This window comes from Paraburkholderia sp. RL17-337-BIB-A (assembly GCF_046025895.1).
Lineage (GTDB): Bacteria > Pseudomonadota > Gammaproteobacteria > Burkholderiales > Burkholderiaceae > Paraburkholderia > Paraburkholderia fungorum_C.
This window is the reverse complement of sequence record NZ_JARESY010000001.1, coordinates 342473-366135: the sequence shown is the minus strand read 5'-3', so window position 1 is coordinate 366135 and position 23663 is coordinate 342473. Positions and strand designations below refer to the sequence as shown.

23 protein-coding genes are annotated in these 23663 nt (G+C 62.1%); 15 read left to right on the top strand and 8 right to left on the bottom strand.

Annotated features, from left to right (window positions below):
* Nucleotides 1-297: 297 nt before the first annotated feature.
* Nucleotides 298-1074, bottom strand: a complete 777-nt coding sequence (locus P0D84_RS01770) for an enoyl-CoA hydratase (protein WP_408331929.1) — start codon at nucleotides 1072-1074, stop codon at nucleotides 298-300.
* Nucleotides 1075-1206: 132 nt separating this feature from the next.
* On the opposite strand from P0D84_RS01770, the gene paaN reads away from it, so the two are divergent.
* From paaN to paaK, 5 genes are all read left to right on the top strand, one after another.
* Nucleotides 1207-2907, top strand: coding sequence for a phenylacetic acid degradation protein PaaN (gene paaN / locus P0D84_RS01765; RefSeq protein WP_408331927.1), 1701 nt, complete (start codon nucleotides 1207-1209; stop codon nucleotides 2905-2907).
* Nucleotides 2908-3033: 126 nt separating this feature from the next.
* Nucleotides 3034-4236 carry a 3-oxoadipyl-CoA thiolase gene (gene pcaF / locus P0D84_RS01760; protein ID WP_408331925.1) on the top strand — a complete coding sequence of 401 codons (1203 nt, stop codon included), beginning with the start codon at nucleotides 3034-3036 and terminating at the stop codon, nucleotides 4234-4236.
* Between the two features lie 58 nt (nucleotides 4237-4294).
* Nucleotides 4295-5086 (top strand): 2-(1,2-epoxy-1,2-dihydrophenyl)acetyl-CoA isomerase PaaG, encoded by a 792-nt coding sequence (gene paaG / locus P0D84_RS01755; RefSeq protein WP_408331923.1) that lies wholly within the window; start codon nucleotides 4295-4297, stop codon nucleotides 5084-5086.
* Nucleotide 5087: 1 nt separating this feature from the next.
* On the top strand, nucleotides 5088-5561 hold the full coding sequence (gene paaI, locus P0D84_RS01750; protein ID WP_408331921.1) for a hydroxyphenylacetyl-CoA thioesterase PaaI: 474 nt from the start codon (nucleotides 5088-5090) through the stop codon (nucleotides 5559-5561).
* Nucleotides 5562-5710: 149 nt separating this feature from the next.
* Nucleotides 5711-7015 carry a phenylacetate--CoA ligase PaaK gene (gene paaK / locus P0D84_RS01745; protein ID WP_408331919.1) on the top strand — a complete coding sequence of 435 codons (1305 nt, stop codon included), beginning with the start codon at nucleotides 5711-5713 and terminating at the stop codon, nucleotides 7013-7015.
* A 326-nt stretch (nucleotides 7016-7341) separates the two neighbouring features.
* Here the strand turns inward: paaK and mltA are convergent, their stop codons facing one another.
* Entirely contained in the window at nucleotides 7342-8466 is a 1125-nt protein-coding gene (gene mltA, locus P0D84_RS01740) for a murein transglycosylase A (protein WP_408331917.1), read from the bottom strand.
* 28 nt (nucleotides 8467-8494) lie between these two features.
* Here mltA and P0D84_RS01735 point away from each other — a divergent pair, with 28 nt between their 5' ends.
* Nucleotides 8495-8656 carry a hypothetical protein gene (locus P0D84_RS01735; RefSeq protein WP_408331915.1) on the top strand — a complete coding sequence of 54 codons (162 nt, stop codon included), beginning with the start codon at nucleotides 8495-8497 and terminating at the stop codon, nucleotides 8654-8656.
* A gap of 46 nt (nucleotides 8657-8702) precedes the next feature.
* Here P0D84_RS01735 and apaG read toward each other — a convergent pair whose 3' ends face one another.
* Complete coding sequence (gene apaG, locus P0D84_RS01730; protein WP_408331913.1) at nucleotides 8703-9077, bottom strand: Co2+/Mg2+ efflux facilitator ApaG/CorD; 375 nt, start codon at nucleotides 9075-9077, stop codon at nucleotides 8703-8705.
* A 276-nt stretch (nucleotides 9078-9353) separates the two neighbouring features.
* Between apaG and rpe the strand changes: the two genes are divergently transcribed.
* The 8 genes from rpe (at nucleotide 9354) to P0D84_RS01690 (ending at nucleotide 16827) form a co-directional block, all read left to right on the top strand.
* A complete protein-coding gene (gene rpe, locus P0D84_RS01725) occupies nucleotides 9354-10037 on the top strand; it encodes a ribulose-phosphate 3-epimerase (protein WP_408331911.1) in 684 nt (227 codons plus the stop codon).
* A gap of 26 nt (nucleotides 10038-10063) precedes the next feature.
* Nucleotides 10064-10780 (top strand): phosphoglycolate phosphatase, encoded by a 717-nt coding sequence (locus P0D84_RS01720; protein ID WP_408331909.1) that lies wholly within the window; start codon nucleotides 10064-10066, stop codon nucleotides 10778-10780.
* A gap of 373 nt (nucleotides 10781-11153) precedes the next feature.
* Nucleotides 11154-12647 (top strand): anthranilate synthase component I, encoded by a 1494-nt coding sequence (trpE, locus tag P0D84_RS01715; protein WP_408331907.1) that lies wholly within the window; start codon nucleotides 11154-11156, stop codon nucleotides 12645-12647.
* A 13-nt stretch (nucleotides 12648-12660) separates the two neighbouring features.
* Entirely contained in the window at nucleotides 12661-13248 is a 588-nt protein-coding gene (locus P0D84_RS01710; RefSeq protein WP_169487624.1) for an aminodeoxychorismate/anthranilate synthase component II, read from the top strand.
* A gap of 17 nt (nucleotides 13249-13265) precedes the next feature.
* The gene (gene trpD, locus P0D84_RS01705; RefSeq protein ID WP_408331904.1) at nucleotides 13266-14297 is read left to right on the top strand and encodes an anthranilate phosphoribosyltransferase; all 1032 of its coding nucleotides are present in this window, start codon (nucleotides 13266-13268) and stop codon (nucleotides 14295-14297) included.
* An 18-nt stretch (nucleotides 14298-14315) separates the two neighbouring features.
* Nucleotides 14316-15101: an indole-3-glycerol phosphate synthase TrpC gene (gene trpC, locus P0D84_RS01700; protein ID WP_408331902.1), complete on the top strand. Its 786-nt coding sequence runs from the start codon at nucleotides 14316-14318 to the stop codon at nucleotides 15099-15101.
* 39 nt (nucleotides 15102-15140) lie between these two features.
* Nucleotides 15141-15767 carry a CYTH domain-containing protein gene (locus tag P0D84_RS01695; RefSeq protein WP_408331900.1) on the top strand — a complete coding sequence of 209 codons (627 nt, stop codon included), beginning with the start codon at nucleotides 15141-15143 and terminating at the stop codon, nucleotides 15765-15767.
* 220 nt (nucleotides 15768-15987) lie between these two features.
* Nucleotides 15988-16827 carry a uracil-DNA glycosylase gene (locus P0D84_RS01690; protein ID WP_408331898.1) on the top strand — a complete coding sequence of 280 codons (840 nt, stop codon included), beginning with the start codon at nucleotides 15988-15990 and terminating at the stop codon, nucleotides 16825-16827.
* 209 nt (nucleotides 16828-17036) lie between these two features.
* Here the strand turns inward: P0D84_RS01690 and P0D84_RS01685 are convergent, their stop codons facing one another.
* From P0D84_RS01685 to P0D84_RS01665, 5 genes are all read right to left on the bottom strand, one after another.
* Nucleotides 17037-17633: an FMN-dependent NADH-azoreductase gene (locus P0D84_RS01685; protein ID WP_408331896.1), complete on the bottom strand. Its 597-nt coding sequence runs from the start codon at nucleotides 17631-17633 to the stop codon at nucleotides 17037-17039.
* A gap of 152 nt (nucleotides 17634-17785) precedes the next feature.
* Nucleotides 17786-19576: a M61 family metallopeptidase gene (locus P0D84_RS01680; RefSeq protein WP_408331894.1), complete on the bottom strand. Its 1791-nt coding sequence runs from the start codon at nucleotides 19574-19576 to the stop codon at nucleotides 17786-17788.
* Between the two features lie 95 nt (nucleotides 19577-19671).
* On the bottom strand, nucleotides 19672-20397 hold the full coding sequence (locus P0D84_RS01675) for a DsbC family protein (protein ID WP_408331892.1): 726 nt from the start codon (nucleotides 20395-20397) through the stop codon (nucleotides 19672-19674).
* Nucleotides 20398-20531: 134 nt separating this feature from the next.
* Nucleotides 20532-21704, bottom strand: a complete 1173-nt coding sequence (locus P0D84_RS01670) for a UbiH/UbiF family hydroxylase (protein WP_408331890.1) — start codon at nucleotides 21702-21704, stop codon at nucleotides 20532-20534.
* Between the two features lie 65 nt (nucleotides 21705-21769).
* Nucleotides 21770-22075: a hypothetical protein gene (locus P0D84_RS01665; RefSeq protein ID WP_408331888.1), complete on the bottom strand. Its 306-nt coding sequence runs from the start codon at nucleotides 22073-22075 to the stop codon at nucleotides 21770-21772.
* A gap of 351 nt (nucleotides 22076-22426) precedes the next feature.
* Between P0D84_RS01665 and ychF the strand changes: the two genes are divergently transcribed.
* Nucleotides 22427-23521 carry a redox-regulated ATPase YchF gene (gene ychF, locus P0D84_RS01660; RefSeq protein WP_408331886.1) on the top strand — a complete coding sequence of 365 codons (1095 nt, stop codon included), beginning with the start codon at nucleotides 22427-22429 and terminating at the stop codon, nucleotides 23519-23521.
* The last annotated feature ends 142 nt before the right edge of the window (nucleotides 23522-23663 follow it).

Below are 23663 nucleotides of genomic sequence, written 5' to 3'. Positions count from 1 at the left end.
TCGAGTCCGCATTCACTACCGGAACCGCACCGCGCGCTGCTGGTATCAAGCTTCAACACCACAACCACCCGGTACCGCTTCGTTCTGCGTCGCTGCATCAGCAGCAGAGAAACGAGATTATGAAGAACTTTCGCTACGCCGTCAACAGGTTTTTCTAACTTTCCCAACCCGCCCACTTCGCTGAAAGCCTTGCCACTGCTGGCTCTCCCGCCTCCCGTGCCCCGTTGTCCGAAGCACGAAAGAGCGAGATTCTAGCGAGCCGAACCGCGCCTTGCAAGCGTTATTTTGACAAGCACATTAACGATGCGTGAAAACCGGTTTGCGCTTCTCAACGAACGCGGCCATCCCCTCCTTCTGATCCTCCGTAGCGAACAGCGAATGGAACAGGCGGCGCTCGAAATGCACGCCTTCCGCCAACGTCGTTTCGTATGCACGGTTGACCGATTCCTTGACCATCATCACCGCCGGCAACGGGAATTCAGCGATGGTCGCGGCCGCAGCCATCGCCTCGTCAAGGAGGGAAGCAGCGGGAATCACCCGCGAGACCAATCCAGCGCGCTCTGCCTCGGCTGCGTCCATGAAACGGGCGGTCAGACAGAGATCCATTGCTTTCGCCTTTGAGACGGCACGCGGCAGTCGCTGCGTACCGCCTGCGCCCGGCATGATGCCAAGCTTGATTTCCGGCTGGCCGAACTTCGCAGTGTCGGCGGCGAAAATAATGTCGCACATCATCGCCAACTCGCAACCGCCGCCAAGCGCGAAGCCCGCTACTGCGGCAATGATCGGCTTGCGGATGGAGCGCACCGTTTCCCAGTTGCGAGTGATGTAGTCACCTTTATAGACGTCCATATAGGTATAGGACGCCATCATTCCGATGTCGGCCCCGGCGGCAAAGGCCTTCTCACTGCCCGTCACGACGATCGCGCCGATTGCGTCGTCGGCATCGAACTCGCGCAGCGCTGCACCCAGTTCGTCCATCAATGCGTCGTTCAACGCGTTCAATGCTTTCGGGCGATTCAACGTGACCAAACCGACCCGCCCCCGCGTCTCAACCAGAATGTTCTCGTAAACCATGCCGCCTCCTAATGGTTAATGCCACGCGAAAACGCTTCGCGCGGCCGTCTTAATAATGCTACCATTCACCAACCAACCGGTCGGTCAATTATTCGACAGGCTTTCCCCAACGTATCGCCAAGCCCCTCTGCCATGACACATCCGCTATTCACCAAGCACGAAGACACGCTGCAAAAGGCACTCACCGCGGTTGAAACGCGCGGCTACTGGAGTCCGTTCGTCGAGATGCCCAGTCCGAAAGTGTACGGGGAAACAGCTAGCGCGGACGGCGAAGCCGCATTCAAAGCGCATCTGAACAAGACGTTCGAACTGGACCAGCCGGCGACCGGAGAAACCGTCGGCGCTGAAGTCTCGCCATTCGGGTTCCCGCTCGGCGTGCGCTATCCAAAGGCCGATCCTGACACACTGATCTCCGCGGCGGCCGCCGCACAGCGCAACTGGCGCGCGGCTGGCCCGCAAGCGTGGATCGGCGTATGCCTCGAAATCCTCACGCGCGTGAATCGCGCCAGCTTCGAAATCGGCTATAGCGTCATGCACACGACCGGTCAGGCATTCATGATGGCCTTCCAGGCCGGCGGCCCACATGCGCAAGACCGCGCGCTCGAAGCGGTCGTGTATGCATGGGACCAACTGCGCCGTATTCCCGCCGATGCCCATTGGGAAAAGCCGCAAGGCAAAAATCCGCCGCTCGCAATGCAAAAGCGCTACACCGTCGTGCCGCGCGGAACCGGCCTCGTGCTCGGCTGCTGCACCTTCCCGACGTGGAACGGCTATCCGGGCCTCTTCGCTGATCTGGCAACAGGCAACACGGTCATCGTCAAGCCGCATCCGGGCGCAATTCTGCCGCTCGCGCTGACCGTCCGAATCGCGCGTGACGTATTGCGCGAGGCCGGTTTCGATCCGAACATCGTTACGCTGCTCGCAACCAACCCGAACGACGGTCCGCTCGTACAGGATCTGGCACTGCGCCCGGAAATCAAATTGATCGACTTCACGGGCAGCACACAAAACGGCACCTGGCTCGAGCGCAACGCGCATCAGGCTCAGGTCTACACTGAAAAAGCCGGCGTCAACCAGATCGTGATCGACTCGGTGGACGACATCAAGGCCGCCGCTCGCAATATCGCCTTCTCACTCGCGCTGTACTCGGGCCAGATGTGCACCGCGCCGCAGAACATCTACGTACCGCGCGGCGGTATCCGCACCGCTGAAGGCACGCTCAGTTTCGACGAGGTCGCTCAAGCTATCGCCAGCGCAGTGCAAAAACTGGTTGCTGACCCAGCGCGCGCCGTCGAGCTGCTCGGCGCGATCCAGAACGAAGGCATAACTCAACGCATCGACGAGGCGGCCAAGCTTGGCCGCGTTCTGGCGGAAAGCCAAACGCTGGAACATCCGGCCTTTGCCGGCGCACGCGTGCGCACACCGCTCGTGCTCCAACTAGATGCTGCTAACGACCACGCCCAATTCACCAAAGAATGGTTCGGCCCGATCTCGTTCGTGATCGCAACGGACTCGACAGCGCAGTCGCTCGACCTTTCTGGCGCAATCGCCGCCGAGCACGGCGCGCTGACGCTGTCTGTTTACAGCACGGATGAAGCCGTGCTCGAAGAGGCGCACGAAGCATCGATCCGCGGTGGCGTAGCACTCTCGATCAACTTGACGGGCGGCGTTTTCGTCAATCAGTCGGCGGCCTTCTCTGACTTCCACGGCACGGGAGCAAACCCGGCAGCAAATGCCGCGCTGGCCGACGCGGCCTTTGTCGCGAACCGCTTCCGCGTCGTTCAAAGTCGCGTTCATGTTGAACCGAAAGCGGCGCCGGCGGTAGCTGGCTGAATGGCATAAGACAAAGGCACGGCTTTCGTCCTATGCCTTTTGGCCGAATGGACCGAGCCGTGCGCCCCAACTAACATGAGACATCGGTTCGGCATGTCCCGCCGGCCCATCCCAGCAGGAACCCACATGAACGACGCCTTTATTTGCGACGCGATTCGCACCCCAATCGGCCGCTACGGCGGCGCCCTGAAGGATGTCCGCGCCGACGACCTCGGCGCTGTACCGATCAGGGCGCTGATCGACCGCAACCCTGGCGTCGACTGGCGGGCTCTCGACGACGTGATCTATGGCTGCGCCAATCAGGCCGGTGAAGACAATCGCAACGTCGCCCGTATGTCCGCGTTGTTAGCCGGCTTACCGACGGATGCGCCCGGCGCAACCATCAACCGGCTGTGCGGTTCCGGCATGGACGCGGTCGGCACTGCTGCTCGCGCCATCAAGGCTGGCGAAGCGCGGTTGATGATCGCCGGCGGCGTCGAAAGCATGACGCGCGCGCCGTTCGTGATGGGCAAGGCCCCCAGCGCGTTTTCGCGGCAGGCCGACATTTACGACACGACCATCGGCTGGCGCTTTATCAATCCGTTAATGAAACACCAATATGGCGTCGATTCGATGCCGGAGACCGCGGAAAATGTCGCCGTCGAGTTCGGCATAAGCCGCGCGGATCAGGACGCGTTTGCGCTGTCGAGCCAGCAAAAAGCAGCGCGCGCGCAGCGCGACGGCACGTTGGCTCAGGAAATCGTCGGCGTTGAAATTGCGCAGAAGAAAGGCGACCCGGTCCACGTGACGCTCGACGAGCATCCGCGCGAAACGTCGCTCGAAAGTCTCGGCAAGCTCAAGGGCGTGGTCCGCCCCGACGGCAGCGTGACCGCCGGCAATGCGTCGGGCGTGAACGACGGCGCGTGCGCACTGCTGCTCGCGAATCAGGCCGCTGCCGATCAATATGGATTGCGTCGCCGCGCACGTGTGGTAGGCATGGCAACGGCGGGCGTGGAACCGCGCATCATGGGTATCGGCCCGGCGCCGGCCACGCAAAAGCTGTTGAAGCAATTGAACATGACACTCGACCAATTCGACGTGATCGAGTTGAACGAAGCCTTCGCCTCGCAGGGGCTTGCCGTCCTGCGCACACTCGGTCTGCGCGACGACGACCCGCGTGTGAATCCGAATGGCGGAGCGATTGCGCTCGGCCATCCGCTCGGCGCATCGGGCGCGCGTTTGATCACCACGGCGCTTTATCAGCTGGAACGGACCAACGGCCGCTTTGCGCTTTGCACGATGTGTATTGGCGTGGGTCAAGGCATTGCGCTGGTAATCGAGCGGCTCTGACATCAACACCGCTTCGCCCACCGTCTCGACGGTGAAAGAGACTTTGAGGAGACACCCAATGTCATATGAATCGATCCGCGTCGACATCGATACACCGAGCCGCGTAGCGACCATCACGCTGAACCGCCCGGACAAGCTGAACAGCTTTACGCGCGCTATGCACGAAGAATTGAGCGCCGCGCTTGGCGAGGTCGAAGCATCCGGCGCCCGCGCGCTCGTGCTAACCGGTGCGGGCCGCGGCTTCTGCGCGGGACAGGATCTCGCCGATCTCGACTTCACGCCGGGCGCGATGACAGATCTGGGCGAACTGATCGACACGCATTTCAATCCACTGATTCGCCGCCTGCAAGCGCTGCCATTGCCCGTGATTGCCGCAGTCAACGGCACGGCCGCCGGCGCCGGCGCCAATCTCGCGCTGGCTTGCGATCTCGTGCTTGCCGCTCGTTCGGCCAGCTTCATCCAGGCATTCGTGAAGATCGGTCTCGTACCGGATTCGGGCGGTACCTGGTTCCTGCCGCAACGCGTCGGCATGGCGCGCGCCTTGGGTCTCGCCATCACCGGCGACAAACTGAGTGCGGAGAAAGCCGAAAGCTGGGGGCTGATCTGGCAAACGGTTGACGACACCGAGCTGGCCGCCACGGCAAGCAAACTCGCGGCACAACTGGCGCAGCAACCCACGCGCGCCATCGCCATGATCAAGCAGGCGATGCGAGCGGGTGTGACGCAAACCTTGGATCACCAGCTCGATCTCGAACGCGATCTGCAACGCGAACTCGGCGCCTCCCACGATTACGTGGAAGGCGTGCAAGCGTTCGTGGAAAAACGCGCGCCGCGCTTCGAGGGTCGCTGACATGTCGACGCAATCGAACCATCCCGCCCAAATGACACCGGACGAACTCGCTCGCGCAACCGCGGCCGCCATGTACGAAAACGACGCGTGCAGTCGGGCGCTCGGGCTCGAGATTGTAGAAGTACGTCCAGGGTACGCACGCCTGCGTATGGCCGTTCGTGACGACTTTCTGAACGGTCATCAGATTTGCCATGGCGGCCTGATTTTCACACTCGCTGATTCGACGTTCGCTTTCGCCTGCAACACATACAACATCAACACAGTCGCAGCCGGCTGTTCGATCGAGTTCCTGCGGCCAGTACACGGCGGCGATATGTTGACGGCCGAAGCGGTCGAGCAAACGCTGAGCGGCCGCACGGGCATCTACGATATTCGCGTCATGAATCGAGCAGAGGAGACCGTGGCGATGTTTCGCGGCAAATCTGCGCAGATCAAAGGCAACCTGATTCCCACGGGTGATCGAACAACAGATTGAACAGTGGAGTCGCGCCAAATTCGCAGCAGAATCGCGGCGCGTCCGCGACACATTGGCAGCGCATTCATAGATAGCAACGAGTCCCCGGTTCTTGCGCGCAAGCGCACCGCACCCCCGACCCAAGCATTGAGGCAGCAAGGAGACATTCGATGACCACCGCCCTCCCGCTCGATCCCATCGAGACAGCCAGCCGCGACGAACTCGCCGCGCTCCAACTCGAACGGCTCAAATGGTCGCTGAACCATGCTTACGAGAATTCGCCGGTCTATCGGCGCAAATTCGATGAAGCCGGCGTCCACCCGAGCGAAGTGAAGACCCTCGCGGACCTGGCGCGCTTCCCCTTCACCACCAAGAAGGATCTGCGCGACAGCTACCCGTTCGGCATGTTTGCGGTGCCGCAAGAGCAGGTCTCGCGAATTCACGCGTCGTCCGGGACGACGGGTAAGCCGACGGTCGTCGGCTACACGGCGCGCGATATCGATACGTGGGCAAATCTCGTCGCACGTTCGATCCGTGCCGCGGGTGCGAGGCGCGGCGACAAGGTGCACGTGAGCTACGGCTATGGTCTGTTCACAGGCGGCCTGGGCGCACACTACGGCGCCGAGCGCGCGGGGCTGACGGTGATCCCGTTCGGCGGTGGTCAGACCGAAAAACAGGTACAACTGATTCAGGACTTTCGGCCCGACATCATCATGGTGACGCCGAGCTATATGTTGTCGATCGCCGACGAGCTCGAACGGCAGGGCATCGAGCCGGCGAATTGCTCGCTGCGCATCGGCATTTTCGGTGCGGAACCGTGGACCAACGACATGCGTCAGGCGATCGAAAAGCGCATGGGCATCGACGCTGTCGACATCTATGGTCTGTCTGAAGTGATGGGACCTGGCGTCGCTTCGGAATGCGTCGAGACCAAAGATGGCCCGACTATCTGGGAAGACCATTTCTATCCCGAGATCATCGACCCCGAAACCGGCGAAGTGCTGCCGGACGGCGAGCTAGGGGAGCTGGTATTCACGTCGCTGACGAAGGAAGCGCTGCCGATCGTCCGCTACCGGACGCGCGATCTGACGCGTCTCTTGCCGGGCAGCGCGCGCACCATGCGTCGGATGGAAAAGATCACGGGCCGTTCAGACGACATGATGATCGTGCGCGGCGTCAACGTATTCCCGACGCAGATCGAAGAACTGCTGCTCAAGCAGCACGCCCTCGCGCCTCACTATCAGATCGTGCTAACCAAGGAAGGCCCGCTCGACGTACTGACGTTGAACGTTGAGCCCTGCCCGGAATCAGCACCGGATACTGCCGCGCTCACTACGGCGAAACAGGCGTTGACCTATGACATCAAGGCGCTGATCGGTGTAAGCGCGATCGTGAATGTGCTGGGAGTGAACGGTATCGAGCGTTCGGTAGGCAAAGCACGGCGAGTGGTGGACAAGCGAAAGTCCGGGCTCTAAGCGAAGCGTGGATGCCTGATAACGGCGCTGACCGGCGTCAGCCCCGTTATCAACTGGCGCGGCCCCAAAACGGCAAATAACCATGCAGCGGTCAAAGCAAAACGATCGTGGACTAGCGAAAGCCGAGAGCACCAACTCCAGCGGCAAAGCCCGTATCTGGCGCTGTTCGATCGGGCTCGTCGCGTAGGCTGCTACGGCGAAAAATCAGCGACGGGCTTCCAGCAACGGTTGAGCCGCTGACAGACGCCACATGCCAGGTAAATCAGCCACGCAGCAGCGTTCGGCTCGCCACAAAGAAACCCGCCACCGCGCCGTCACCTGAACCCTCACGAATTCGGCAGCAACAACCACATCCGGCCGCCCTGCTTCATCTTGCCGGCCAGATCGCCAGCGTCGTCGCCGAGACCCCAGAAGTAGTCGGCGCGCACGCCGCCCTTGATGGCCGAACCCGTGTCCTGTGCAAAGACGAGGCGGTTCATCGGCGAGTTCGTCAACGGACGCGTGGTCTGCAAAAACACCGGTGTACCCAACGGAATCGAAGTCGGATCGACCGCGATCGACCGCTCCGGCGTCAACGGCACGCCCAACGCACCGATCGGACCGTCCGCCCCGCCGCTCGGCGCATTCTCGCCGGACGGCATCTCGCGGAAGAACACAAAGCGCGGATTGGTATCGAGCAGCCCGTCGACCCGCGTTGGGTTCGCACGCGCCCATGCCTTGATGCCCTGCATGGTCGCTTGCGCCGGTGTCAGTTCGCCGCGATCGAGCAGCCACCGTCCGATCGACTTGTACGGCTGGTTGTTGGTACCGCCAAAGCCGAGCCGCATCACGCTGCCGTCTTCCATCACGATGCGTCCGGACCCCTGCACTTGCAGGAAGAAGGCTTCGATCGGATCGTCGACCCACACGAGTTCATTGCCGTTGAGCACACCCTCGCGCTCGAGTTGCGCACGCGCCGGCAGCGGAGCACCCGCGCGATAACCGGATGGCCAGCGGTACAACGCCGTCTGGTACACGCCATGTCGTGTGCGCGAACCGCGCAGCAATGGCTCGTAGTAGCCGGTGACGAGACCGTCGAGCGTGCCGTCGTTATTGGCTAACTGAAAAGGCGTGAAGTACGCCTCAAAAAACGCCCGCGCGCTGGTCACGTCCAGATCGTCGATCTGCGAAGCCGCCGCGCATGCACGGGCCCAGTTCGGTTGACGCGCAAGCCTCAGGCAGTTTTGCCGCAACGCAGCCGTTGCGCCGATCAGCGAATCGTCCTGCCACCCTGGCACCTGCTGCCAGGCTACCGCTGTGAGCCGCGTCGCGGCCATCTGCCCAGGTATGATCGCGGCACCCGTGGGCGGCGAAACCGAAGGCCGGACCGCGCTGCCGCCACCGCAGGAAGCCAGCAGCACTGCGACCGAAAGCGCCCCGAGCCATGCTCCGGCCGTGCGGACAAACCGCATACAATGTTCGTTCTTGATGGAAACCGCCATGTCTGATCTGTTCGACGAATACCCAATGCTCATCTTCGCGCTGGAATCGCTCCTCGCGCTCTTCCTGCTCGTCTTTATCGTTGTATGGACGTCGTCCGGCAAGAAAAAGGCCGCGCGCGCCGCCAGCAATGAACCGCAAAAGCAGCAGAAATCTCAGTGAAGCTGCGCCGTAAGGCTTTTTAAAGACCGCGAGCCGCGCCCTCGGTTCAATGCAAAGTACGCGGCATGCGTAGCATGAATTCGGGCACGGGTGCGTCGAAGCGCTCGCCGTCCTCCGCCACGCAGAAATAGTCGCCGCGCATGGTGCCAACGGGCGTGGCGATCACGGCCCAACTCGTATATTCGAAGTGCTCGCCCGGTTTGAGCAACGGTTGATGCCCGACCACGCCCAGGCCTTTTACTTCCTGCACGTTGTTGTCGCTGTCGGTGATCACCCAGTGACGCGCAATCAGCTGCGCGGGCACCTGGCCGCTGTTACGGATAGTCAGCGTGTATGCAAACGCATACTGGCGGCGCTCCGGGTCAGACTCTTCGGGCAGATACTGCACCTGCGCCGAGACGCTGAATTCGTACTGGCTCATCCTGATTCCGGTCTGGTCAAACGGGTGTAAAAAATCGTGGGAAGCCCCGAACGCCAATGGTTTGCGGGCGCATTGACGAAGCGGCGCTTATGGTTTGGCATTCTGCTTGATGCGCGGCACGCCCGCAACCGGACAAATCCCTTTGGCCAAGGGCCGTTAAGGCGTTTTGTCACTTTTGGCGCGCGCTTTCGGAGCCGGTTTCAAACCATCCGCACCGCGGTTCAGAAGCGCACAAACCGGTAAAATAGCGTTTTCCCGCTTGCATCCGCCCCCGCCATGACGCAATTCCGCATCGCTCCCAGCATTCTGTCCGCCGATTTCTCGCGCCTCGGCGAAGAAGTCCGCAACGTTGTCGCCGCCGGCGCCGACTGGATCCACTTCGACGTGATGGACAACCATTACGTGCCGAACCTGACAATCGGCCCGCTCGTTTGCGAAGCGATCCGCCCGCACGTGAACGTGCCGATCGACGTGCACCTGATGGTGCGCCCGGTCGACCGCATCGTGCCGGACTTCGCCAAGGCCGGCGCGAATCTGATCAGCTTTCACCCGGAAGGCTCGGACCATATCGACCGGACGCTGTCGCTGATTCGCGACCACGGTTGCAAGGCCGGTCTTGTGTTCAACCCGGCCACCTCGCTGAGCTATCTGGACTATGTGATGGACAAGGTCGATCTGGTGCTGATCATGTCGGTGAATCCGGGCTTCGGCGGTCAGTCGTTCATTCCTGAGGCGCTCGTCAAGCTGCGCGAAGCGCGCAAGCGGATCAACGCCTACAAGGAAAAAACCGGCCGTGAGATTCATCTCGAGGTGGACGGCGGTGTGAAGGTCGACAACATCGCCGAAATCGCAGCGGCTGGCGCGGACACGTTCGTGGCAGGCTCGGCGATCTTCGGCGCGCCGGATCACAAGGCGGTGATCGACAAGATGCGCGCCGCACTCGCCAACATCGAGCACTGATCGAACACCGAGACCCTCCACGAAAGATGAACAATCCATACCCCGCTCCGACCTTCACCGGCTCGCGCCTGCAAGCCGCGATCATCGACCTGGATGGCACGATGATCGATACCGCCGACGATTTCACCGCCGGCCTGAACGGCATGCTTGCGCAACTCGACGCGACGGAAACCTCGCGCGAGGAAGTGATCGGCTACATCGGCAAAGGCTCGGAGAATCTGATTCGCAGCGTGCTGGCTCAGCGCTTCGAAACAGATCACGCACAGGACCGTTTCGATGAAGCGCTCGCCATTTATCAGGTGGAGTACGCCAAGATCAACGGCGTGCACACGCGGGTGTACCCGGAGGTCGAAGCCGGCCTCTCCGCCATGCGCGACGCCGGCCTCAAACTAGCCTGCGTCACCAACAAACCGCACCGTTTCGCGGTCGAATTGCTGGAGCAATACGGGCTCAGCCAATATTTCAGCGTCGTACTCGGCGGCGACAGTCTGCCGCAAAAGAAGCCGGATCCGCTGCCGATGCTCACCGCCGCGGCGCAGCTAGGCGTCGCGCCGCAAGCCACGGTCGCTATCGGCGATTCGGAAAACGATGCGCTGGCAGGCCGCGCGGCGGGCATGGCAACGTTGACGCTGCCGTACGGTTACAACCACGGCCGGCCTATACAAGAAATAAAATCCGATGGTATAGTTGCCTCGCTGCTCGATGCCGCCAAGGCTATCGCAGCGCACCATTCCACGACCTGAAAAGTCCCTCATCCTCATGTTTCTGAATAAAAAACGGAGTCTGATTAGCATCGACCGGGGAGCCTGGCCCTGGCGTCGCTGGTCGCGCTAACCTCGCCTGAGGTACGCTGAAGCTCGTCTTCGGCAACCGTTTTTTACTTCGCTGCGCTCACGCGTTTTTTCCATCACCTTAAGTTTCGCTGCATCGGTTGATTCGGCCAACGTGTACCCACAAAGTACATCTGTGCGCTGAAATCCCTTTGCATGCGTCGATGGGAAACTCGCGCCGGTCGGTATCATCGTGTCGAAAAGTCGAACGAACGCCTGACCGGGCGCGCCGCGCCCCGCTTTGTCCGACGCATTGTGCCGTCTGACGTACGTACAGGATCGGAACATGACCGAACTCGAATTCCAGTCCCTCGCCAACGAGGGTTTCAACCGCATTCCGCTGATCGCCGAAGCGCTCGCCGACCTCGAAACGCCGCTCTCGCTGTACCTGAAACTCGCTCAGCCTGAGCGCAACGGCGCCAACTCGTTCCTGCTGGAATCGGTGGTGGGCGGCGAACGCTTCGGCCGCTATTCGTTCATCGGCTTGCCGGCGCGCACGCTGCTGCGCACCCGCAATGGCGTGTCGGAAGTGGTGCGGGACGGCAAAGTCGTCGAAACGCACGAGGGCGATCCGCTCGAGTTCATCCAGCAATTCCAGGGGCGCTTCAAAGTGGCGCAGCGTCCCGGGCTGCCGCGCTTCGCGGGCGGCTTGGCCGGCTACTTCGGCTACGACGCGGTGCGCTACATCGAGAAAAAGCTCGCTCACACCGCGCCGAAAGACGATCTGAATCTGCCGGACATCCAGTTGCTGCTCACCGAAGAAGTCGCGGTGATCGACAACCTCGCGGGCAAGCTCTACCTGGTGGTGTACGCGGATCCGACGCAAGCCGAGGCGTACACAAAAGCCAGGCAGCGTCTGCGTGAATTGCGCCAGCGTTTGCGCACGACCGTGCAGCCGCCGGTCACATCGGCGAGCGTGCGCACCGAGACCTATCGCGAGTTCGCCAAAGACGATTATCTGGCCGCCGTGCGCAAGGCGAAGGAATACATCGCCGCTGGCGAGTTGATGCAGGTGCAGGTCGGCCAGCGTCTGATCAAGCCTTACCGCGACAATCCGCTGTCGCTGTATCGCGCGCTACGCTCGTTGAATCCGTCGCCGTATATGTATTACTACAACTTCGGCGACTTCCACGTGGTCGGCGCGTCGCCGGAAATTCTGGTGCGCCAGGAAAAGCGCGGCGAGGATCGCATCGTGACGATCCGGCCGCTCGCCGGCACGCGGCCGCGCGGCAACACGCCGGAACGCGACGCGGAACTCGCCACCGAATTGCTGAACGATCCGAAGGAAATCGCCGAACACGTGATGCTGATTGACCTCGCGCGTAACGACGTGGGCCGCATCGCCCAGATCGGCTCGGTGGTCGTCACCGACAAGATGGTGATCGAGAAGTACTCGCACGTGCAGCACATCGTGAGTTCCGTCGAAGGCAAGCTGAAACCGGGCACCACCAATTTCGACGTGCTGCGCGCCACTTTCCCGGCCGGCACGCTGTCCGGTGCGCCGAAAGTCCGCGCAATGGAACTGATCGACGAACTTGAGCCAGTCAAGCGCGGCCTCTACGGCGGCGCTGTCGGCTATCTGTCGTTCACCGGCGAAATGGATCTTGCCATCACGATCCGCACCGGCGTGATCGCAAACGGCAATCTGTATGTGCAGGCGGCAGCGGGTGTAGTCGCGGATTCGGTGCCGGAATCCGAATGGCAAGAGACCGAGAACAAGGCGCGCGCGGTACTGCGTGCTGCTGAGCAAGTTCAAGACGGCCTCGATAGCGACTTCTGACCGGAGACACACCATGCTGCTCATGATCGACAACTACGACTCGTTCACCTACAACCTGGTGCAGTACTTCGGCGAACTCGGCGAAGACGTGCGCACCTATCGGAACGACGAAATCACGCTGGACGAGATTGCGAAGCTCAACCCGGAGCGCATTTGTCTGTCGCCCGGCCCGAGCAATCCGCAACATGCCGGCATCACGCTCGACGTGTTACGCGAATTCAGCGGCAAGACGCCGATTCTCGGCGTCTGCCTCGGCCATCAGGCAATCGGCGAAGCATTCGGCGGCCGCGTCGTGCGCGCGCAAACCATCATGCACGGCAAGGTGAGCACGATCGAAACCGACTGCAAAGGCGTGTTCGCCGACCTGCCGAAGCATTTCGTCGTCACCCGCTACCACTCGCTTGCGATCGAACGCGAATCGCTGCCCGACTGCCTCGAAGTGTCCGCATGGACCGAGGACGGTGAAATCATGGGCGTGCGTCACAAGGAACTGGCGGTTGAAGGCGTGCAGTTCCATCCGGAATCGATCCTGTCCGAACACGGCCACGCATTGCTCGAAAACTTCGTGAAGCAGTCGAAGACAGCCCACCGCACCGCTTGATGAAGAGAGACGAAATCATGTCGATTACGCCCCAGGAAGCGCTGCAACGCACGATCGAGCACCGCGAAATTTTCCACGACGAAATGCTGCATCTGATGCGGCTCATCATGCGCGGCGAACTGTCGCCGGTGATGTCGGCGGCGATCATCACCGGCCTGCGCGTCAAAAAAGAGACCATCGGCGAAATCACCGCGGCCGCCACGGTGATGCGTGAATTTGCCCGGCACGTCGAGGTGCAGGACAACTCGAATTTCGTCGATATCGTCGGCACCGGCGGCGACGGCTCGCACACCTTCAACATTTCCACGGCAACAATGTTCGTTTCGGCCGCGGCCGGCGCCAAGGTCGCGAAGCACGGCAACCGCGGCGTGTCGAGCAAGTCGGGCAGCGCGGACGTGCTCGAGGCGCTCGGCGTGAATATCGATCTGCAGCCGGAACAGGTGGCGGCCTCGATTGCGGAAACCGGCATGGGCTTCATGTTCGCGCCGAACCATCATCCGGCAATGAAGAACATCGCGCCGGTGCGCCGCGAACTCGGCGTGCGCACCCTCTTCAATATTCTCGGGCCGCTGACCAATCCGGCCGGCGCGCCGAATCAGCTGATGGGCGTGTTCCACGGCGATCTGGTCGGCATTCAGGTGCGCGTGATGCAGCGCCTCGGTGCCAAGCATGTGCTGGTGGTGTACGGTATGGACGGCATGGACGAGGTCTCGCTCGGCGCGGCCACGCAAGTCGGCGAGCTGCGCGACGGCCAGATCCACGAGTACGAGATCCATCCGGAAGACTTCGGCATGCAGATGGTGTCGAACCGCACGCTGAAAGTGGCCGACGCCGCCGAATCCAGACTGATGCTGCTCGAAGCGCTCGACAACAAGCCGGGCGTCGCGCGTGAGATCGTCACGCTGAACGCGGGCGCGGCCCTCTATTCGGCGAACGTGGCGGCGTCGATCGCGGACGGCATTCAGTTGGCACGTGAAGCGATCGCGAGCGGCAAAGCGCGCGCGAAGGTCGACGACCTGATCCGCTTCACCCAGCAATTCAAGCAGTAACTACGTAGCGAGACACTTATGAGCGACATCCTCGACCGCATCATCGCGGTCAAACGCGAAGAAGTCCGCGCGGCCGAACAAAGCGCGCCGCTCGAAGAACTGCGCCTCGAAGCATCGTCGCGCGACATTCGCGATTTCGTCGGTGCATTGCGCGCGAAACACGCGGCGGGTCTGGCCGCGGTGATTTCCGAAGTGAAGAAAGCGAGTCCGTCGAAAGGCGTGCTGCGCGAAAACTTCGTCCCTGCGGAGATCGCGCGTTCGTATGAAAAGCACGGTGCAGCCTGCTTGTCTGTCCTCACCGACGTGCAGTTCTTTCAAGGCAGCGTTGCGTATCTGGAAGAAGCGCGCGCCGCCTGCAACCTGCCGGTGCTGCGCAAAGACTTCATCGTCGATCCGTACCAGATCGTCGAAGCCCGCGCGATGGGTGCCGACGCGATCCTGCTGATCGCCGCCGCTTTGGAAACCTCGCAGATGCAGGACCTCGAAGCGCTCGCGCATTCGCTGGGTCTCGCGGTGCTGGTCGAAGTGCACGACCGCAATGAGCTGATGGAAGCGCTTACGCTGAAGACGCCGCTGATCGGGATCAACAACCGCAATCTGCGCACCTTCGAAACGTCGATCGAGACGACCATCGGCATGCTCGAATCGATTCCGGACGACCGTATCGTCGTGACGGAGTCGGGCATTCTGTCGCGCGTGGATGTGGAACGTTTGCGGGCAATGGACGTGCATACGTTCCTCGTCGGCGAGGCGTTCATGCGCGCGGAAGAGCCGGGTGTGGAACTTGCCCGAATGTTTTTCTGAGCGCAGTTTCAACACGCAGGCCAGGTAGCGGAGCAAGTCATGGGCATGGAACGTGAAATCAAGCTGGCACTGCCGGTGAGCCAGGTGAAAACGGCGACGCAGTGGTTCGTCGCGCGCACCGGCAACCAGGGGCGCCCGATCGAGCTGGCGAATATTTACTTCGACACACCCAAACTGGCATTGGCGAGTTCAAAGAGCGCACTGCGTTTGCGGCATACGCCGGACGGCTGGCTGCAAACGTTCAAGACGGTGGGCGACGCCAAGGACGGTCTACACAGCCGGCACGAATGGGAAATGCCGGTGGCGGGAGAAAAGCTGGAGATCGAAGCCTTGCTGCGCCAGTGTGACGAACCCGCCACCGCGGAAGCCCTGAGTCAGGCTGCGCCGGAACTGATCGAACTGTTCCGCACGAATTTCACGCGCACGCTGTGGAATATCGATCTGGACGGCTCCGAAGTCGAAGCCGCGATCGACCAGGGCGACGTTATCGCGGAGGTGAATGGCGAAATGCGCCGCGCGCCGATCTCTGAAGTCGAACTGGAACTGAAGTCCGGCGACGAAGCGGTGCTGGATACGTTGGCGAAAGAACTGGGCAAGCAGGTGGCCGGACTTGCGCCGGACAACATCAGCAAAGCTCAGCGCGGCTATCAATTGCGGGCAGACTAAGCCGTCGGCGCGCGGGTTTGTGCCGCCACATCTGCGTTTCGCCGTTTGCGTTTCGCCGCAGTTGTTTCGCCGCAGTTGTGTCGCCGATTGCACCACGCGCTGAAGTCCAATCGCAATACCGCCGCACGCCAGCACAATGCGCAGCGCTCACGCAGCACAACGCAGCGTTCAAGCAGCGCAAACTTGAGCTAGCCCGCGTTTGCTGCGACACTTCCTCGCCATGACCTCAGCTTCCCGCACCCGCTCCAATTCGTCGCAAGCCTCGTTGTTCGGCGACACCTCGGCCACGCCGTCCAGCGCAACAGCGCAGCAGCAGACATCCGCCGCCGCCGACTCACCGCCGCCGACCCTCGAAGCCCAGTTCGCCGCCCTGCCCCCGGCCTGGCGCGCACACCTCAAACCGTTCATCGAAAGCGACGCCTACGCGCCGTTGTGCCGTTTCGTCGACGGAGAGCGCGCTGCCGGCAAAACCGTCTATCCCACCGACGTCTTCCGCGCCCTGCGTCTCACCAGCCCCGACGAAGTCAAAGTCGTGATCCTCGGCCAGGATCCGTACCACGGCGAAGACCGCGGCACGCCGCAAGCGCACGGACTGGCGTTTTCAGTGGCGCCGAACGTGCGCACGCCGCCGTCGCTGCGCAACATCTTCAAGGAAATTGCCGCCAGCCTCGGCCACGAGCCGCCGCGTCATGGCTGCCTCGACACTTGGGCCAAGCAAGGCGTGTTGCTGCTCAACACGGTACTGACCGTCGAGCGCGACTCGGCCGCGAGTCACGCGAAACGCGGCTGGGAGAAATGCACCGACACGCTGATCCACGAACTGGCCATGCGTCACGACGGTCTCGTATTCATGCTGTGGGGCGCGCATGCACAAGCCAAACGCGCGCTGCTCGGTGGCAAGTCGCATTACGTGCTGGAGGCGCCGCATCCGTCGCCGCTGTCGGCGCATCGGGGCTTTCTCGGCTGCGGGCACTTCGCTTCGGCGAACGAATATCTCGTGAAGCACGGCCGCACACCCATCGATTGGCGCTTGCCCGACGAGGCGCAGATGCTGGCATAAGACGTCAATCGCGCGAGGCACGCGCGCACCGACGCTGACCATAGGTCGGAAACCGAAAACCGAAAACCTGAAACTGGAAACCGAAAAACCCGATAACCAATAACCCAGGATCGCAGCCGCAAAAAACAAAAACGCCACGGAATCACACCCCGTGGCGTTTTTTCATTCCACCGCGCCGCAATCATCCGGCGCGGGACAAACCTCACACCTTACGCAGCAGCGATCGCTTCACGCGCACCAGCCAATGCGGCAGACGCAGCCTCCGGGCCCATGTTCAGGCCTTCAGCGTAGATGAAGCTCACATCGGTCATGCCGAGGAAACCCAGGAAGCTCTTCAGATACGGCGTTTGGCTGTCGTTCGGGGTGCCCAAATACTTGCCGCCGCGAGCCGACACCACGAATACCTTCTTGCCCTTCACGAGACCTTCCGGACCATTCGCCGTGTACTGGAACGTAATGCCGGCGCGTGCGATGAAGTCGAAGTACGTCTTCAGTTGCGAAGAAATACTGAAGTTGTACATCGGTGCGCCGATCACGACAATGTCGGCGGCTTGCAGTTCGGCGATCAGCGCTTCGCTGCGCGCGGAGATCGCAACTTGCTCCGGCGTGCGCTGGTCTGCCGGCGTGAAGAACGCGCCGAGGACGGCGTCGTCCAGGTGCGGCAGCGGTTCAGCTTGCAGGTTACGGACGACAACTTGCGCGCCCGGATTCGATTGTTGCAGCTTTGCGGTCAGCTCGTTGACGAGCAGCGTCGAGTTCGCGCCTTGCGAACGGGCTGCCGAGTTGATTTGCAGGATCGTGGTCATGGTTGACTCCAGTAGGTGCGCGCAGTGTGGCGCCAGTGGAGCCATTGTGTTTTTTTACCGGCCCGGGAAAAAGCCGTCCGGCAGCGAAGGATTGTTGCACTGGTAGAACAATCCCCGCTTGGAACCGTCGATTAGGACGACCAGCATTACGATCAGCTTGCCAGCCAGCGCTCCCGCGCCTTGCGCGCCGCCAGCTGTTTGTCGCTCACGGTGAGCTTGTAGCGCGCCACCTCGGGCCCGTCCAGCTTGACTTGCGCGGTGCGAAGCTCGTCGCGGCGGAAGGCGTGAACTTCGACTTTCGCACCCGGCAGATAGCGCGACAAGAGGGAATCAAGATTCGAGCCGGTTACACGCAAACCGTCAAGCGCGACCAGGACGTCGCCTGCCGAAAGTCCGGCTTTCTGCGCCGCGCTGCCTTCGTGAACCGCTGCCAGCGTGCAATCCGCGCCGCTGCGCATGCGCGCGCCGAGCGACGGCTTACCGTTCTTGTCCAGTTCCGGCGCGAGCGTGACGCCAAACGGCGCGAGCAGCGTGTCGAGGGGCAGATCGTGCGTGCTATGCACGGCTTCGGCGAACAGCTCGCCCAGTTGCGCACCGGTCGCTTCGGCAAAAAGCGCCTCGATCTCGCTTGCTTCGACGCCCACGGGCTTACCGCGATAGAAGTCGCGCCCAAAGCGCTGCCACAAGAGACGCATCACGTCGTCGAGCGATTTACGGTTGCTGGTCTGCGCGCGGATCGTCAGATCGAATGCGAGCGCGACGAGCGAGCCCTTGGTGTAATAGCTGACGATTGCGTTCGGCGCATTTTCGTCCTGCCGATAGTATTTGACCCACGCGTCGAACGAGCTTTCGGCCACCGTCTGTTTCAGCCGGCCGCTGCCGCGCAACACGCCGCCAATCACCTTGCCGAGTATGCCGAGATAGTCGTCTTGCGAGATCAGGCCCGCGCGCACGAGGATCAGATCGTCGTAGTAAGAGGTAAAGCCTTCGAACAACCACAGCAGCGGCGTGTAGTTTTCGACACTCAAGTCGTACGGCGCAAACACGGCCGGCTTGATGCGCTTCACATTCCAGGTGTGGAAGTATTCATGGCTGCACAGACCGAGGTAGGTTCGGTAGCCTTCGGTGGGGGCGTCGCGGCCTTCCACCGGCAAATCGGTGCGATTGCAGATCAGCGCCGTCGACGCGCGATGTTCCAGCCCGCCGTAACCATCCGTGACCGCCTGCGTCATGAATACATAGCGATCCACGGGCGCCTTCTTCGACTTCGGCTCGAACAACGCGATCTGCGCTTCGCAGATGCGCTTCAGATCGGCGGACAGACGCGCCATATCCAGCCCAATCACACGCCCTGCGATCACGATGTCGTGCGGTACGCCGTGCGCCTTGAAGGTCGCCAGCGCGAACTCGCCCAACGTCACGGGATGATCGATCAACTCGTCGTAGTTCTGCGCGCGATATTCGCCGAAGCCGTAGCGCTTCGTCCCGCGCGCTTCCGGCAACGCGGTCGCGACGCGCCAGTTGCGATACGCCGCGCCTTCCGGCTTCTGGATATCGACCACGCACTGGGCTTCCTCATGACCGAGCGGCGACAGGAACACGCTGGTGCCATTGAAAAAGCCCGTCGTATCGTCCAGATGCGCGGCGCGCACCGACAGATCCCACGCATACACCTCATAGCGCAGCGTCAACGCGCCCTTGACCGGCGCGGCCTGCCACGTGTGCTTGTCGGTCTTTTCGACGCGCACCTTGCGGCCCGCTTCGTTGACGGCGCGCAGCGTGACGATGTTGCGCGCGAACTCGCGCACCATGTAGCTGCCCGGGATCCAGACCGGCAGCATGAAACGCTGCCCGGCCGGATCGGGATCGGCAACAGTCACGGTAACTTCGAACAGATGGGCGGCGGGTTGCTTGGGAACGATGGTGTAGCGGATCGGCTTCATCGGCGGCGATTAGATGGTTTCAGGCGGGGATATTCGGGGCTCGATGTGAAAGGAGGCGCACTGCGCGCCTCCTTTCTTCGACTTGCGTTGCGTGCTCAGTGCACGGCGGACATTTCCCTGTCCAGGCGGTCTGCCGGCACGGCGCCGGGCAGGCGGCGGCCGTCGGCCAGAAATACGGTCGGCGTGCCGTCGACGCCCATCGCCCGGCCGAGCGCCAGGTTCTTGTCGATCGCGGCGGTGTTGCAGGTGCCGGCTGCCGTGGGCGACTGATGATCCTGCATCCACGATTCCCACGCCTTCGCGCGGTCGGGCGAACACCAGATCGACTTCGACTTGACGGTGGAATCCGGCGACAGCACCGGGTACAGGAAGGTGTAGACCGTGACGTTATCGATCGACTTGAGCGACGTTTCGAGCTGCTTGCAGTACGGGCAGTTCGGATCGGAGAACACGGCGATCTTGCGCGCGCCGTTGCCCTTCACGACCTTCACCGCGTTCGCGAACGGCAGGCTCGCGAAGTCGATGCGGTTGGTCTCCGACAGACGCGCTTCCGTCAGATTCTTGCGGGTCTTCGCGTCGACCATGTCGCCAAGCATGAGGTAGTCGCCGTTCGCATCGCTATAGATGATCTGCGTGCCGAGGTTCACTTCGTAGAGCCCGGCAATCGGCGACTTCGAGACGCTCTTGATCGTCACGTCGTTCAGGCGCGTTTGCAGCGTGGCTTTGAGCTTGTCGGTGGTTTGATCGGCCTGCGCGGAGCAGCCGATTGCCACGGCGGCGATCGCGAGCACGACGGCTGCGATGCGAAAGGATTTTTTCATGCTGAATTCCTGAAGTTCAAGCGCGCGCGGTGCGCGTTTTTCGACGTTTCGGGTGTGACGAGATTGGTGCCCAGAATGGCGTCCATCCGTTCATGATACCCGCCTCGCCGGTCGGACACGCGGGTTCGGCCGCTTTACCCCAACGCGGCCGACACCAGCCAGCGCTTGATGAACGGCTGCGCGCCCACAAACGCCATGCCGGTATTGCGCAACACCTTGGCAAACGGCCCGGGCGCCGAGAAGAGTTTTTGCAGGCCGTCGGTGGCGACCATCAGCGCGCGGATGTCTTCGCGGCGGGCGCGTTCGTAGCGGCGCAGCAGAACCATGTCGCCGAGATCGCGGAACGCTTCCTTGCCGGCGACCGTCTCGGCGAGCGCAGCGACATCGCGCAAACCGAGGTTCATGCCCTGGCCCGCCAGCGGATGAATCAGGTGCGCGGCGTCGCCGACCAGCGCGACGCGCGGCGCCACCAGCTTGTCGACGGTTTGCAGCGCGAGCGGAAAGCCTTGCGCGGGCGTCATGCATTCCAAAGCGCCGAACTGGCCGCCGGTCACGCGTTCGACCTCCGCGGCGAGTTGTGCCGGATCGAGCGCGACCAGTTGCTCCGCGTGTTCCGTGCGCGCCGACCACACCAGCGAGACGTGGCCGTCCGGCATCGGCAGCAGCGCGATGATTTCGCCGTCCTTGAACCATTGATACGCGGTTTCGCCGTGCGGCTTCTCGGCCTTGAAATTCGCGACCACGCCGGTCTGCTTATAGTCGCGCCGGTTCATCTTCGAGCCGATCTGCGCACGCACCCACGAATGCGCGCCGTCCGCGCCAACCACCAGATCGGCCTCGAGCACATTGCCGTTGGCCAGACCTACGCTTGCACCGTCGGCGGTAAAGTCCAGCGCCTGCGCGCGCGCGTCGATCCAGGTGAGATTCGGCTGGAAACGCAGCGCGGCATCCAGCGCACGCTCGATGACCGACGACTCGACGATCCACGCCAGTTGCGGCACGGACGCCTGAAACGCGGAAAAATGGAGTTCGGCGTGGGCGTCGCCGTAGACACGCATGTCGTAGACGGGTCCGAGCTTCGACAAATCGAGCGCCTGCCAGACCCGCAACCGCTCCAGCAGCGCCTGCGAACTCGACGACAGCGCGTAGACCCGCGAGTCGAAGGCCGCGCCGGCGGGCAGTGCCGCGCAGGGTTGCGCAAGTAGTGCCACGCGTAGTCCGCCTTGCGTCAGCGCCAGCGCCGCGGTCTTGCCGACGAGCCCGCCGCCGATCACGGCGGCATCAAAGGTCTGGTGGTGTGCGTTCATCCGCGCATTATAGCCGCGGGGGTTGCGGGGGACGGATCGACGCATGCGGCATTTCGGCCTGAAACCTAATGTCCAAGCGCGGCGTGCGCCGCATGGGTTTCGCGCAAAAGCATGAAATCACGGTCGGTTGACAGGACTCGCCACGCGCTCGTCACCAGTTCGCTTTTACGGTCCCGCTGATCGCCCCGTACGGTGCAGTCTGGGAAGACGCGGTCGTACACCCGCCACAGGGAGTCGAAATCATTGGTGTCGGCGAACTGCGCAATGTTGCGTTTGTCCTCCAGCGTGAGCTGCTTCACCATGCAGTCCACCGTCTGGCGATCAGTGGCGGCCTGGGCTTCCTCGTAGTTCGGCGAGAGCCAGGCAACCACGCCCGCGCCAATCAGCGCGGCGCACAATATCCACCTAGCCCATTTATTTATTGTCATCGTGTTTCCCCGGAATAGGGCTCTAGCGGCCCCGGACCAGCATATTACAATGTTCCGACTGAATATTTCCGGGTCAGCACGGTTTCCCGCGCCCTTCCCAGTCAGCCCATCCGAACGGGTTACAATTGCGCTTTCCGTGACAAGACTCGCCCAGAATCGTCGAGGCAACGCCCCGATCTGGTGTCTTGTCCCGCTCCGCTGCGTTTCCTCCGCCACGCCACCCGCGAAGGCTTTCCGAATCCTGCAACAGCGTCGAGCGCATCACGCAACTTACTGATTCACTGAAGGATTTCCATGAGCCTCAAATGCGGCATCGTCGGCCTGCCTAACGTCGGCAAGTCCACTCTGTTCAACGCGCTGACCAAGGCGGGCATCGCCGCGGAAAACTATCCGTTCTGCACGATCGAGCCGAACGTCGGCATCGTCGAAGTGCCGGACGCGCGTCTGAAAGCGCTCGCCGAAATTGTCAAGCCGGAGCGCATCTTGCCGGCCGTGGTGGAATTCGTCGACATCGCCGGTCTCGTGGCCGGTGCGAGCAAGGGTGAAGGTCTGGGCAACCAGTTCCTCGCGAACATTCGCGAAACCGACGCGATTACGCACGTGGTGCGCTGCTTCGAAGACGAGAACGTAATCCACGTCGCGAACAAGATCGATCCGCTGTCGGATATCGAGGTGATCAACACCGAACTGGCGCTGGCCGACCTCGCCACCGTCGAAAAGGCGCTGACACGCTATTCGAAGGCCGCCAAGTCGGGTAACGACAAGGAAGCCGCCAGGAACGCCGCCGTGCTGGAAAAGGTCCGCGCGCAACTCGACCAGGCCAAGCCGGTTCGCGCGCTCGATCTGTCGGATGAGGAAAAGGCCACGCTCAAGCCGTTCTGCCTGATCACCGCCAAGCCGACCATGTACGTCGCCAACGTGAAAGATGACGGCTTCGAGAACAACCCGCATCTGGACGCGGTCACGAAGTTCGCGGCAGCCGAAGGCGCGCCGGTCGTCGCCGTGTGCGCGGCAATCGAAGCGGAAATCGCCGACCTCGAAGAAGCGGATATGGAAGTGTTCCTCGCCGACATGGGCATGGAAGAGCCGGGCCTGAATCGGGTGATTCGGGCGGGTTTCAAGTTGCTGGGCCTGCAAACCTACTTCACGGCCGGCGTGAAGGAAGTGCGCGCGTGGACGATCCATGTCGGCGATACGGCACCGCAGGCAGCGGGCGCGATTCACACCGACTTCGAGCGCGGCTTCATTCGCGCGCAGACGATCGCCTTCAACGACTTCATCACCTACAAGGGTGAGCAAGGCGCGAAAGAAGCCGGCAAGATGCGTGCGGAAGGCAAGGAATACGTCGTGCACGACGGCGACGTGATGAACTTCCTGTTCAACGTTTGAGGTTTGGCCTCGGCGCGAGGCGGTAGCCGGCGAATGCTGAGCCCCGCCGGTTTTGAGGTTTAGCCTCTGCGCGAGGTGGTAGCCGGTGATCGCTGAACTCCGCCGTACTTGGAGAAGGCCCGCGAAATGCGGGCTTTTTTTA

Excerpts from the sequence above, each read along its gene's own strand:
- P0D84_RS01770 (WP_408331929.1), bottom strand. The coding sequence starts at position 1,074 with ATGGTTTACGAGAACATTCTGGTTGAGACGCGGGGGCGGGTCGGTTTG.
- paaN (WP_408331927.1), top strand. The coding sequence starts at position 1,207 with ATGACACATCCGCTATTCACCAAGCACGAAGACACGCTGCAAAAGGCA.
- pcaF (WP_408331925.1), top strand. The coding sequence starts at position 3,034 with ATGAACGACGCCTTTATTTGCGACGCGATTCGCACCCCAATCGGCCGC.
- paaG (WP_408331923.1), top strand. The coding sequence starts at position 4,295 with ATGTCATATGAATCGATCCGCGTCGACATCGATACACCGAGCCGCGTA.
- paaI (WP_408331921.1), top strand. The coding sequence starts at position 5,088 with ATGTCGACGCAATCGAACCATCCCGCCCAAATGACACCGGACGAACTC.
- paaK (WP_408331919.1), top strand. The coding sequence starts at position 5,711 with ATGACCACCGCCCTCCCGCTCGATCCCATCGAGACAGCCAGCCGCGAC.
- mltA (WP_408331917.1), bottom strand. The coding sequence starts at position 8,466 with ATGCGGTTTGTCCGCACGGCCGGAGCATGGCTCGGGGCGCTTTCGGTC.
- P0D84_RS01735 (WP_408331915.1), top strand. The coding sequence starts at position 8,495 with ATGTCTGATCTGTTCGACGAATACCCAATGCTCATCTTCGCGCTGGAA.
- apaG (WP_408331913.1), bottom strand. The coding sequence starts at position 9,077 with ATGAGCCAGTACGAATTCAGCGTCTCGGCGCAGGTGCAGTATCTGCCC.
- rpe (WP_408331911.1), top strand. The coding sequence starts at position 9,354 with ATGACGCAATTCCGCATCGCTCCCAGCATTCTGTCCGCCGATTTCTCG.
- P0D84_RS01720 (WP_408331909.1), top strand. The coding sequence starts at position 10,064 with ATGAACAATCCATACCCCGCTCCGACCTTCACCGGCTCGCGCCTGCAA.
- trpE (WP_408331907.1), top strand. The coding sequence starts at position 11,154 with ATGACCGAACTCGAATTCCAGTCCCTCGCCAACGAGGGTTTCAACCGC.
- P0D84_RS01710 (WP_169487624.1), top strand. The coding sequence starts at position 12,661 with ATGCTGCTCATGATCGACAACTACGACTCGTTCACCTACAACCTGGTG.
- trpD (WP_408331904.1), top strand. The coding sequence starts at position 13,266 with ATGTCGATTACGCCCCAGGAAGCGCTGCAACGCACGATCGAGCACCGC.
- trpC (WP_408331902.1), top strand. The coding sequence starts at position 14,316 with ATGAGCGACATCCTCGACCGCATCATCGCGGTCAAACGCGAAGAAGTC.
- P0D84_RS01695 (WP_408331900.1), top strand. The coding sequence starts at position 15,141 with ATGGGCATGGAACGTGAAATCAAGCTGGCACTGCCGGTGAGCCAGGTG.
- P0D84_RS01690 (WP_408331898.1), top strand. The coding sequence starts at position 15,988 with ATGACCTCAGCTTCCCGCACCCGCTCCAATTCGTCGCAAGCCTCGTTG.
- P0D84_RS01685 (WP_408331896.1), bottom strand. The coding sequence starts at position 17,633 with ATGACCACGATCCTGCAAATCAACTCGGCAGCCCGTTCGCAAGGCGCG.
- P0D84_RS01680 (WP_408331894.1), bottom strand. The coding sequence starts at position 19,576 with ATGAAGCCGATCCGCTACACCATCGTTCCCAAGCAACCCGCCGCCCAT.
- P0D84_RS01675 (WP_408331892.1), bottom strand. The coding sequence starts at position 20,397 with ATGAAAAAATCCTTTCGCATCGCAGCCGTCGTGCTCGCGATCGCCGCC.
- P0D84_RS01670 (WP_408331890.1), bottom strand. The coding sequence starts at position 21,704 with ATGAACGCACACCACCAGACCTTTGATGCCGCCGTGATCGGCGGCGGG.
- ychF (WP_408331886.1), top strand. The coding sequence starts at position 22,427 with ATGAGCCTCAAATGCGGCATCGTCGGCCTGCCTAACGTCGGCAAGTCC.